Consider the following 10,107-nt stretch of genomic DNA (forward strand, 5'->3'; position numbering starts at 1 on the left):
AGGTGGGCGTAGTCGGTGTAGCGCGGCGCCATGGCCGGGCGAGGGCAGGAGCGGTAGGGGGTGGCGGGGTCGTCGAAATGGCGGATCAGTTCCTCCAGACCGGCGCGGGCCTCGGCGGCCAGAGTCGCCGGGTCGCCCTTCACCGCCTTCTCCTCGCCCGGCGGGTCGCCGCCGGACAGGCGCCAGAAGGCCAGCTCGGCCACCCGGTTCTTCGCGACCCCGGCGAAGCCGCCGGCCTCGGCCATGGCGGCCTCCAGCGGCAGCTGCGGCGCGAAGCCCAGCTCGATCTCACGGGTCGAGGGCGGGGTGCCGGTCTTGTAGTCGATCAGGACCAAGCCCAAGCCGCCCGAATCGATGCGGTCGGCCTTGGCGGTCAGCAGGAAGGGGCCGGCGGGGCCGCTCAGCGCCAGCTCGCCCGACACCTCGGTGGCAAGCGGCTTCAGGGTGCGGCGGCGGTCGCGCTCCAGCCCGACGAACCACTCGGCGATGCGCTCGAAGCGCGGCCACCAGAAGGCCCAGACGTCGGGATGGCTGTGCAGCAGCGGGCCGAAGGACTCGCGGCCCATCGCCAGCAGCCGGTGCAGCGCGTCGTCGGGCAACGGACCGGGATGGGCCTTCACGAAGGCGTCGAGGGCCGCGTGGATGAACTGGCCGCGGTCGGCGGCGCCGGGGTCGGCGGCGATGGGGTCGAGCTTGCGGAGTTTCAGCACATGTTCGGCGTAGATGGCGTAGGGGTCGCGCATCCACTTCTCGATCTTGGTGACCGACAGCTTGCGCGGGCGGGCGGACACCGGCGGGCGCGGCTCCGGCGGGGCGACGGGGCGCACGGCGTCCGGCTCGTCCAGACCGCGCGCCCAGGCCAGCCAGGGCTCCCCGGCCAGTTCGATCCGCCCGTCCAGACCCAGCGCGCGCAGCACCGTCTCCAGCCGCAGCAGCCAGCGCGACGGGACGGTCGGCGTGCCGTCCACCCGCTCCGCGCGGGTCAACACGACCTCCTCCGCACCGCAGGCGTGGGTAAAGTCGTGGGCGGACAGGCCGACCATGCGCTCCGGGCTGGGCAGGCCGAAATCCCGGCGCATCGGGCGCGACATCCAGGGATCGGCGTCGGGGTCGGGCGGCCAGGTCCCCTCGTTCAGCCCGCCGAGGACCAGCAGGTCGAAATGCTGAAGGCGCGCTTCCATGGGGCCGAGGATGTAGAGGCGCGGGTGCAGGCCGAAGCGCGGACGCACCGGGCGCATCGCCATCAGCGCGTCGAGCAGCGCCGGATAATCCTTGCCGGGAACGGCGGGGAAGCCGTCCGCGGCCTCCAGCAGCTCATGGACGAAGGTCGCGGCCTCCTCGCCGTCGTCCTGCCGCCACAGGAATTCCGACCCCGGCGCGTCGGTGCGCGAGGCCAGCGCCTCGGCGAAGGCGACGTGCGCGCGGACGAGGTCGCTGAGCGGGGCCTCGCTGAACAGCGCCTCCATGAAGGGGGCGGCGAGCGTTTCCAGATTTTCCAGCCAGCCGAGCAGGGCGGCCTGCTGGTCCGGGTGGTCGAAGCGGTCGGCGGCCTTCAGCGCGGCGATCAGCCCGGCGAAACCCTCCGCCGGGCGGGGGCCGCGCAGGACGGTGCGTTCCAGCGCGCGGGCGGAGCGGCGGAATTCCGCCGGGTCGTGGCCGCCGGCGGCCAGCGGGTGCTTGGCGAGCGCCAGCAGGGCCAGCGGGTGGGCGCGGCTGGCGGCCAGCTCGGCGGTCAACCGCAGATAGGTGCCGACGGCGGTGTGGACCAGCGGCTGGCCCGCCGAGTCGTTGACCGCGATGCCCCAGCGGGTCAGCGCCATGGCGACCCGGCGCGCGAGGTTGCGGTCAGGGGAGACCAGCGCCGCCGTCTTGCCCGGCGTCTCCAGCGCGTGGCGCAGCAGCAGGGCGATGACCGACGCCTCCTCCTCCGCGGTCGGGGCGTCGATGCGGGTCAGCCCGTCCAGGGCCGTGGCGTCCAGCCCCTCCAGCTCCCGCCAGCTTTCCGTGGTGGCGGCGGGGCGCATGGCCTCGGCCAGCAGGCGGGCGCGGGCGGCGCGAGGCTCCTCCGCGTCGTTCCAGCGGCGCACGGCGGCGCGGCCGACCGACAGCCGGTCGAGCAGGTGGGCGAGGCCGTGCTGCGGGTGCGCCTCGTCGGCGCGGATGGCGTCCCAGCTCGCCTCGTCGGCCTCCAGGTCGAGGCCGGGCAGAACGACAGCCCCCTGCGGCAGGGCGGCGACCACCGCCAGCAAGTCGGCCGACGCCGGGATGGAGCCGGTGGAGCCGGCGGCGATGACCAGCCCCTGCGGCGGCTCCGCCCGCCACAGCGCGGCCTGGGTCTGGAGCACGAGGTTGCGGCGCTGCGCCGGGTCGGTCTGCGCGCTGGCGCCGAGGATGGCCGGCCAGTGCTCGGTGACGATCTTCAGGAACTCCAGCGTCACCTGCCAGTGCTGGGCGTAATCCTCCGGCACCAGCGAGGCCAGCCGGTCGAAGGCAACGTCCTCCGTCCACACCGCGTCGATCAGCCGTCCCAGATCGGCGCCCAGCCGCACCGCCTGCGCGGTGGTGGCCGACACGCCGGTCGCCTGGAGGATCAGCCGGGCCAGCATCATCTGGCGCTTCAGCCCGCTGATCGGGTCGGGCAGCTCCAGCGGCACGCCGGGCAGCTCCTCCGCCGAGGTCAGGCTGAGCGAGGCGGCGTCCAGCTCGCCCAGCGGGCTCATCCGCGGCAGCAGCATCGGCTGCCCGCCGGAGCGGCGCAGGAAGGCCTCGCGCAGCGAGCGGCAGGAGCGGCGCGTCGGCAGCAGGACGGTCACCCCGGCCAGCGCCAGCGGGTCGTTCCCCACACGGTCCAGGATGCCCGCGGCGAGCTGGTCCACGAAGGACACGCCGGTGGGAATCGAATAGACCTTGGGCTCCGCCCTGCCGCTCATGCCTGCCCCGGAAGCTGTATCGTCAGACGCGCGAGGATACTAGATGTGGGGCAATGACACCACAAAGCGTCAAGGAATACAAAAATTCTCACAAAGGGACAGTCGGGCGTCCGTCCGGTGGCCGGTCAGGTGGTGACCACCGAGACGTCGCTCATCGACAGCATCTCCTCCGTCTCGGCCAGCGCGTCGGGGGTGCCGATGTGGAACCACAACCCGTCATGGGCGAGGCCAAAGAGGCGCCCGGCCTCCTGCGCGCGGTCCCAGACGCGGTTGGTGGAGAAGGCGCCGTCGGGGGTGTCCTGCCCGAACAGCTCCGGCTTCACGATCTGGACGCCGGCGTAGACGAAGGGAGCGATCTCCATCTCGCCGCGCCGGGTCAGCCGGCCCAGCGGGTCCATGTGGTAGTCGCCGCGCCCCTCGTAGCCCACCGCCTTGGTGGTCGCCATCAGCAGCAGGAGCGCGTCCATCTCCTCCGGGTTCCAATGGCGGGCCAGCCGCGCCAGCGTGGGGGAGGGGCCGTCGAGCCACAGGATGTCGGCGTTGACCACATAGACCGGGTCGGCGCCCAGAAGCGGCAGGGCCTTCTTCACGCCGCCGCCGGTCTCCAGCAGCGTGTCCTCCGGCGACAGGGTGATGGCCGGGCTGGTCCGTCCGGCCAGATGGGCGGCGATCATCGCGCCCTTGTAATGGCTGTTGACCACGGCATCGGTCACGCCGGCCTCCTCCAGCCGGTCGAGCGCGTGGTCGAGCATCGGCTTGCCCATCACCGGGATCAGAGGCTTCGGGCGCTCCAGGGTCAGCGGGCGCATCCGCAGGCCCATCCCGGCGGCCATCACCATGGCCTTGGCGGGGGCGGTCGCCACAGGCGGCGTCTTGGGCGGCATCTTGGGGCGGGTCTTCTTCGAGACAGGCGACATAATCAATCCGGCTCCGGAACGACAAGCTCCGCGCGGGTACCCGGCGGCAGGTGGCGGGCGAACCAGTCGGCGACCGGGGCCAGTTCGGGCTTGGCGAGCTGGCCTTCCAGAAGCCGCCAGACGCGCGGCAGGTGAAGGAGATAGCCGCGTCGGCGCTGCAACGCCAGACGCACGAAGATGGCGACGATGCGGGTGTGACGGATCGCCCCCAGCACCGCGTAGGAGCGGCGGAAGGCACCCCAGTCGCGATCCGGGAAGGCGGCCCGGTAGCGGTCCAGCAGCACGCCCTCCAGCCCGGCGGGCAGGTCGCGGCGGGCATCCTCCAGCAGCGACACCAGATCGTAGGCGACGGGGCCGAGCCCGGCGCTCTGGTAGTCGATCAGCCCGGCCGCCCGCAGGCCGGGCCGGGGCAGCCGCATCACGTTGTCCACATGGTAGTCGCGCAGCAGCAGCGACTGCGGCCCGGCGCAGGCCCCCGGCACCACGGCGGCCCAGGCCGCGTCGAAGGCGGACCGGGCCTCGTCCGACAGGGGCTTTCCCGTCGCCGCGGGCAGGTAGACGTCGGCGAACAGCGCCACCTGCTGCGTGAACAGGGCGGCGTCGTAGAGCGGCAGGTTCAGGCAGGCCGCCTCCTCCACCGGGAAACGGCGGTGCAGCTCGATCAGAACGTCGGTCGCCAGCTCGTAAAGCGGGCGCGGCTCCTCCCCCGCGTTCAGCAGGCGGGTCAGGGTGCCGTCGCCGAAATCCTCCTGGATGGCGAGCCCCGCCTCGACCTCCGCCGCCAGGATGGCGGGGACCGAGAAGCCCAGCCGGTCCAGCGTCGCGCCGATGGCGATGAAGGGCGCCAGCTCCTCGGCCGGGACGGGGGTGTCGACCAGGATCAGCGTGCCGCCGTCCGGAGTCGTCAGCCGCTCGTAGCGGCGCGCCGAGGCGTCGCCGGCCAGCGGTTCGCGTTTGGCCCCCTCCAGCCCGTGGCGGGCGAGGAAGGCGGCGATCTGCGACGCGCGGTCGGTCACGGGCGCTCCAGTGCGGAAAGGTCGAGTGCGTCCAGTCGCGATTCCCAGGCGCCGTGGCCGGTCAGGGTGGCGCGGCGCTCGGTCGGCCCGGCGAAGCTCATCGCGACGTCGAGGCGGTCGGCGGGCAGCAGCGGACCCAGCCGGTCCGGCCATTCCACCAGCAGGACGGCCTCGGCGCGGGCCTCGTCCCAGCCCAGCTCGGTCACCTCGTCGGGGCCGGACAGGCGGTAGAGGTCGAAATGCCAGACCGGGCCGATGTCGGTGTCGTAGGTCTGCACCAGCGTGAAGGTGGGGGACGGCACCTCCGCGTCCTCCTCGGTCACGGCGCGGATCAGGGCGCGGCACAGGGCGGACTTGCCGGCGCCCAGGTCGCCGCGCAGGGCCACGAGGTCGCCGGGCGCCAGCGCCGCGGCCAGGCGGCGGGCCAGCGCGGCGGTCGCGTCCTCGCTCGGCAGCGAGACGGCGCGCGCGTTGGGGGGGGATTCGGTTCGGGTCATCGTGCCAAACAGGGTCGGATCAACGTCGGGAGGCGGCCTTGCGCGGCACCGGGGGAGGGGCGGGGGGCGGCTCCGACGCCTCGCTGCGCTCTTCCACCAGACGCGGCGGCTTCTTGAAGTTCATGGTGATCATCAGCGTCAGGGCGCCGTTGATCAGGTGGATCATCTTGTCGGACTCGACCGGCAGGGGGATCTTGCGCCCCATGCAATAGGACACCAGCGCCGCCGCGACCTCGGACTCGTGCAGGGTCAGGCTGCGGTCGTCGCCCTCGTCCCCGGTGACCTGGATCAGCGTCTCCACCCCGCCGCCGCCGGGCTGGCCGGGGCGGTAGGTGACCTTGCCGACCGTGCCGCTGGGCAGCGGCTCCTTCATCCGGCGGCGGCGGTCGAGCACGGCCTTCACGACCTCCTGGTCGGTGAACACGAGGCAGCGCAGCTCCTTCATCGCCAGTCCTTCATCGCGGGCGCTCCGGCACGGGGAAAACGGGCAAATCCTACCCCACCGCGACCGCACGCCCAGAAGGAAATCGGCGGGACCGCACCCATTTTGCGCGCGCCGTTCGCCCTCCCCGTGCAGGGTACTGGTGACGGCGGGGTTGACCGGGGGCGCGAAACCGGACAATTGAAGGCGTCATCGTTCCCCCGTTTGCACAAGGCAGCGCGTCCCATGTCGCACACCGTCCATCGCACCGACGTCGTCATCGTCGGCGCCGGCCCCGTCGGTCTCTTCGCCGTGTTCGAATGCGGCATGCTGAAGATGCGATGCCATGTGGTGGACGCGCTGGACATGGTGGGCGGGCAGTGCACCGCGCTGTACCCGGAAAAGCCGATCTACGACATCCCGGCCCACCCGGCCATCGAGGCCGCCGACCTGATCGACCGGCTGGCGGAGCAGGCCGCCCCCTTCAGCCCGACCTATCATCTGGGCCAGCAGGTCGAGAAGCTGACCCGGACGGACGAAGGGCGCTGGCTGGTGGAGACCAGCATCGGCACGCGCATCGACACCCAGGCGGTGATCATCGCCGCCGGCAGCGGCGCCTTCGGCCCCAACCGCCCGCCGCTGGACGGGCTGGAGCAGTATGAGGGCACGTCGGTCTTCTACATGGTCCGCCGCAAGCAGGACTTCGCCGGCAAGCGCGTGGTCATCGCCGGCGGCGGCGACTCCGCCGTGGACTGGACGCTGTCGCTGGCCGACGTGGCGGAGAAGGTCTATGTCGTCCACCGCCGGCCCAAGTTCCGCGCCGCCCCGGAGAGCGTCGCCCGCATGGACGTCCTGGTCCGCGAGGGCAAGGTGGAGATGGTGGTGCCCTACCAGCTCTCCGGTCTGGTCGGCGGGAACGGCCAGCTCTCGGCCGTGCGCGTCGCCACGCTGGACGGCGAGGAGAAGGACCTGCCGGCCGACGCGCTGCTCGCCTTCTTCGGCCTGTCGATGAATCTGGGGCCGATCGCCGAGTGGGGCCTGAACCTGGAGCGCAGCCACATCGGCGTCAGCCTGCCCGGCTGCGCCACCAGCGCCCCCGGCGTCTACGCCATCGGCGACATCGCGACCTATCCCGGCAAGCTGAAGCTGATCCTCTGCGGCTTCTCCGAGGCGGCGCAGGCGGCCCACGCCATCCACCCGCTGGTCCATCCGGGCGAGGCGCTGCACTTCGAATATTCGACCTCCAAGGGCGTTCCCGGCGCCGAGTAAGAACGGAAACGGGCCGCCGGGAGTACCGGCGGCCCGCTCCGTCAACGGCTGACGGGAGGCAAGGGATCAGCCGCCGCGGGGGCCCTTGTCGGGACCCGGACCGGGGCCATGGCCGTCGTGCATGGGGCCGGGGCCGTGATGGCGCGGGCCGGGACCGCCCATGCCGGCGCCCATCATGCCGTGACCGGCGCGGCTCAGGAAACGGTCGGCCTGCTTCTGCTGGTCGGGGGTGAGCTGGGCGTAGAGGTCGGTCGCCGCCGGGCGCACCTGCTGGAGCTGGGCGAGGCGGGCCGACATCATGGCCTCCATCCGCTCGAGCCGGGCCGGCGCCGCGGCGGGCATCGGCTGGTCCTTGTACTTGGCGCAGAGGTCCTGGGTGGGCTTCTGGCTCGCCTTCGCGGCGTCGGCGAACTTGGTCCAGGCGGCGCGCTGCTGGTCGGTGATGTTCAGCTTCTTCTCGGCGTAGGCCAGCATGCCGGCCAGCCGGGCGTCCTGATCCTCGCACATCCGGGAGAAATGCCGGCCGCCGTCCGGACCGGGGCCAGGGCCGGCGCCGGGACCCGGCTGCTGCTGGGCGAACACCGGCACGGCGAGGCCGAGGCCGAGAACCAGCGCGGCGGTGGTCATCATAGCGCGTTTCATGGGGATGCTCCTTGTTATCGACGGGGTCTTGCGTTCCCGATGACCCCGATGATGGGCCGGCAACGTATCCGCTTGATGTCCGTCCTTCCGTGAATTGGTAACGCTGTGTAACAGCCGGCCTCCCCGTAACGTGGCGTTACACATTTCTTCTTCACCCCGGCGCCCGCGCGTCGGATCATGCGTTCCATGGACCGCACCCCTCACCTGCTGGTGGTCGACGACGACCGCGAAATCCGCACCCTCCTGTCGCAGTTCCTGACGCGGCACGGCTTCCGCGTCACCGGGGCCAAGGACGGGGTGGAGATGATGCGCACGCTGGTCAGCGCGCGCGTGGACCTGATCGTGCTCGACCTGATGATGCCGGGGGAGGACGGGCTGAGCCTGTGCCGCCGCCTGCGCGCCGCCCCCGAGACGGCGCAGACGCCGGTCATCATGCTGACCGCGATGGGCGAGGAGACGGACCGCATCGTCGGGCTGGAGATGGGGGCCGACGACTATCTGGCGAAGCCCTTCAGCCCGCGCGAGCTTCTGGCCCGCGTCAAGGCCGTGCTGCGCCGCGCCTCCGGCCCGCCGGTGTCCGGCGGCGCCACGGGCAAGACGCTGGGCTTCGAGGGCTGGACGCTCGACCTCGCCAAGCGGGAGCTGCGCTCGCCCGACGGGGTGCTGGTGCAGCTCTCCGCCGGGGAATACGACCTGCTGGTCGCCTTCGTGGAGCATCCGCAGCGGGTGCTGACCCGCGACCAGCTGCTCGATCTGGCGCGCGGACGGTCGGCGGTGCCCTTCGACCGCTCCATCGACGTGCAGGTCAGCCGGCTGCGCCGCAAGATCGAACCCGACCCCGCCGACCCCACCATGATCAAGACGGTGCGCGGCGGCGGCTATCTGTTCACCCCGGCGGTGACGGGGGCCTGAGATGGAAACCTCCCGCAGGAGCCGCCTGCTGGTGGCCCGGCGCTGGCTGCCGGACAGCATCGCCTCGCGGCTGGTGCTGACCGTGGTGCTGGCGCTGCTGCTGACCCAGGCGGTCAGCGCGCTGGTCTATCTCACCGACCGTCCTCCGGGACCGCCGGCCCACAGCATGCGCGTCCTCGTCCAGCGCGTCACCGCCATCGTCCAGCTCGTGGAGAGCACCCCACCGCCGGAGCGGCGGCGGCTGGTCAAGGCGATCGACGATCCCGTGCTGCGGGTGGACTGGAACCCCGAGACGCCGCGCTTCGCCAACCAGCGCGAGGGCTTTCCCTTCGACCGGCTGCGCCGCGCCATCCGCGGCGAGCTGGACGATCCCGACCGCGCCGTGGTGGTCGAGGTCCGGCGGGAGCGTCCCATGCCCGGCCCCTTCCCGGTGGACGAACACCGCTGGGGCGCCGACGTCCGGCTGTCGGTGGGGCTGAAGGACGGGTCCTGGCTGACCTTCGTCGGCGGCGACCCGCTGGAGGGGCCGTTCCGGCTGCTGCGCTTCGCGCTGTGGATGGCCGGCATCGTCGGGGCGGTGGCCCTGGTGTCGGTCTGGACGGCGCGCCGCATGACCGCCCCCATCGCGCGCTTCGCCGACGCGGCGGAGCGGCTGGGCGTGGACGGCGAGGCGCCGCCCCTGCCCGAGGCCGGCCCCCAGGAACTGCGCGCCGCCACCCGCGCCTTCAACCGGATGCAGGCGCGTCTGGCCCGCTTCGTCGCCGACCGCACGCAGATGCTGGCGGCGATGAGCCACGACCTGCGCACGCCGCTGACCCGGCTGCGCCTGCGCGCCGAGCTGGTCGAGGACCCGGAGATGCAGCGCAAGATGCTCGCCGACCTCGACGAGATGGCGGCGATGATCAACGCCACGCTGGCCTTCGCCCGCGACGACGCCAAGCACGAGCCGCGCGGCCCGCTCGACCTCGCCGACCTGCTGCAGAGCCTGTGCGACGACCGCGTGGACGCCGGCCACGAGGCCGCCTACGAGGGGCCGGCGCACGCGACGGTGGACGGGCGCCCGGTGGCCCTGCGCCGCGCCTTCGCCAACCTGATGGACAACGCCATCGCCTATGGCGGCGGTTTCACCGTGCGCCTGCGGCCCGTGGACGGGGAATTGCGGGTGGAGATCGAGGACGGCGGTCCCGGCATCCCGGAGGCGGAGTTCGAGAAGGTCTTCGCCCCCTTCTACCGGCTGGAGCGCTCGCGCTCGCGCGACACCGGCGGGGTGGGGCTGGGGCTGGCCACCGCCCGCACGGTGGTGCGCGGCCACGGCGGCGACATCGCGCTGGCGAACCGCCCGGAGGGCGGGCTGCGGGTGACGGTGACCCTGCCGCGGTGAGCGCTCTGGATCTCGCACAGGCATCAACTTCGGTGGCTTTGCCCCCACCCTAACCCTCCCCCGCTTTCGCAGGGGAGGGGATAAGCTCCCTCTCCTGCGAAGCGGGGGAGGGAAGGGGCCCA

General features: G+C 72.5%; 9 protein-coding genes. 3 read left to right on the plus strand and 6 right to left on the minus strand.

What is annotated here, in order from left to right; all coding sequences use genetic code 11:
• The 5 genes from addB to DXK32_RS30980 form a co-directional block, all read right to left on the minus strand.
• Nucleotides 1–2,930, minus strand: a 2,930-nt coding sequence (gene addB / locus DXK32_RS30960; protein WP_114862009.1) for a double-strand break repair protein AddB, incomplete at its 3' end; no start/stop codon positions are given.
• A 125-nt stretch (nt 2,931–3,055) separates the two neighbouring features.
• Nucleotides 3,056–3,847 (minus strand): nucleotidyltransferase family protein, encoded by a 792-nt coding sequence (locus tag DXK32_RS30965; RefSeq protein WP_247877426.1) that lies wholly within the window; start codon nt 3,845–3,847, stop codon nt 3,056–3,058.
• 2 nt (nt 3,848–3,849) lie between these two features.
• Complete coding sequence (locus tag DXK32_RS30970) at nt 3,850–4,863, minus strand: aminoglycoside phosphotransferase family protein (protein ID WP_247877427.1); 1,014 nt, start codon at nt 4,861–4,863, stop codon at nt 3,850–3,852.
• The gene (gene tsaE / locus DXK32_RS30975; protein ID WP_114862010.1) at nt 4,860–5,360 is read right to left on the minus strand and encodes a tRNA (adenosine(37)-N6)-threonylcarbamoyltransferase complex ATPase subunit type 1 TsaE; all 501 of its coding nucleotides are present in this window, start codon (nt 5,358–5,360) and stop codon (nt 4,860–4,862) included. The genes DXK32_RS30970 and tsaE overlap by 4 nt, the downstream gene beginning before the upstream one ends.
• A gap of 19 nt (nt 5,361–5,379) precedes the next feature.
• Nucleotides 5,380–5,805 (minus strand): hypothetical protein, encoded by a 426-nt coding sequence (locus DXK32_RS30980; RefSeq protein ID WP_114862011.1) that lies wholly within the window; start codon nt 5,803–5,805, stop codon nt 5,380–5,382.
• A gap of 222 nt (nt 5,806–6,027) precedes the next feature.
• On the opposite strand from DXK32_RS30980, the gene DXK32_RS30985 reads away from it, so the two are divergent.
• On the plus strand, nt 6,028–7,050 hold the full coding sequence (locus tag DXK32_RS30985; protein ID WP_114862012.1) for an NAD(P)/FAD-dependent oxidoreductase: 1,023 nt from the start codon (nt 6,028–6,030) through the stop codon (nt 7,048–7,050).
• A gap of 66 nt (nt 7,051–7,116) precedes the next feature.
• Here DXK32_RS30985 and DXK32_RS33585 read toward each other — a convergent pair whose 3' ends face one another.
• Nucleotides 7,117–7,692, minus strand: a complete 576-nt coding sequence (locus DXK32_RS33585; protein ID WP_114862013.1) for a Spy/CpxP family protein refolding chaperone — start codon at nt 7,690–7,692, stop codon at nt 7,117–7,119.
• 186 nt (nt 7,693–7,878) lie between these two features.
• Here DXK32_RS33585 and DXK32_RS30995 point away from each other — a divergent pair, with 186 nt between their 5' ends.
• Both DXK32_RS30995 and DXK32_RS31000 read left to right on the plus strand, forming a co-directional pair.
• Nucleotides 7,879–8,604, plus strand: a complete 726-nt coding sequence (locus DXK32_RS30995; protein ID WP_114862014.1) for a response regulator — start codon at nt 7,879–7,881, stop codon at nt 8,602–8,604.
• A 1-nt stretch (nt 8,605) separates the two neighbouring features.
• On the plus strand, nt 8,606–9,985 hold the full coding sequence (locus DXK32_RS31000) for an ATP-binding protein (RefSeq protein ID WP_114862015.1): 1,380 nt from the start codon (nt 8,606–8,608) through the stop codon (nt 9,983–9,985).
• The last annotated feature ends 122 nt before the right edge of the window (nt 9,986–10,107 follow it).

It is taken from the genome of Azospirillum brasilense (assembly GCF_003349955.1).
Classification (GTDB): domain Bacteria; phylum Pseudomonadota; class Alphaproteobacteria; order Azospirillales; family Azospirillaceae; genus Azospirillum; species Azospirillum brasilense_B.

Bases quoted from the DNA above. Each gene is read 5' to 3' on its own strand.
- DXK32_RS30965 (WP_247877426.1), bottom strand. From the start codon at position 3,847: ATGTCGCCTGTCTCGAAGAAGACCCGCCCCAAGATGCCGCCCAAGACG.
- tsaE (WP_114862010.1), bottom strand. From the start codon at position 5,360: ATGACCCGAACCGAATCCCCCCCCAACGCGCGCGCCGTCTCGCTGCCG.
- DXK32_RS30980 (WP_114862011.1), bottom strand. From the start codon at position 5,805: ATGAAGGAGCTGCGCTGCCTCGTGTTCACCGACCAGGAGGTCGTGAAG.
- DXK32_RS30985 (WP_114862012.1), top strand. From the start codon at position 6,028: ATGTCGCACACCGTCCATCGCACCGACGTCGTCATCGTCGGCGCCGGC.
- DXK32_RS33585 (WP_114862013.1), bottom strand. From the start codon at position 7,692: ATGAAACGCGCTATGATGACCACCGCCGCGCTGGTTCTCGGCCTCGGC.
- DXK32_RS30995 (WP_114862014.1), top strand. From the start codon at position 7,879: ATGGACCGCACCCCTCACCTGCTGGTGGTCGACGACGACCGCGAAATC.
- DXK32_RS31000 (WP_114862015.1), top strand. From the start codon at position 8,606: ATGGAAACCTCCCGCAGGAGCCGCCTGCTGGTGGCCCGGCGCTGGCTG.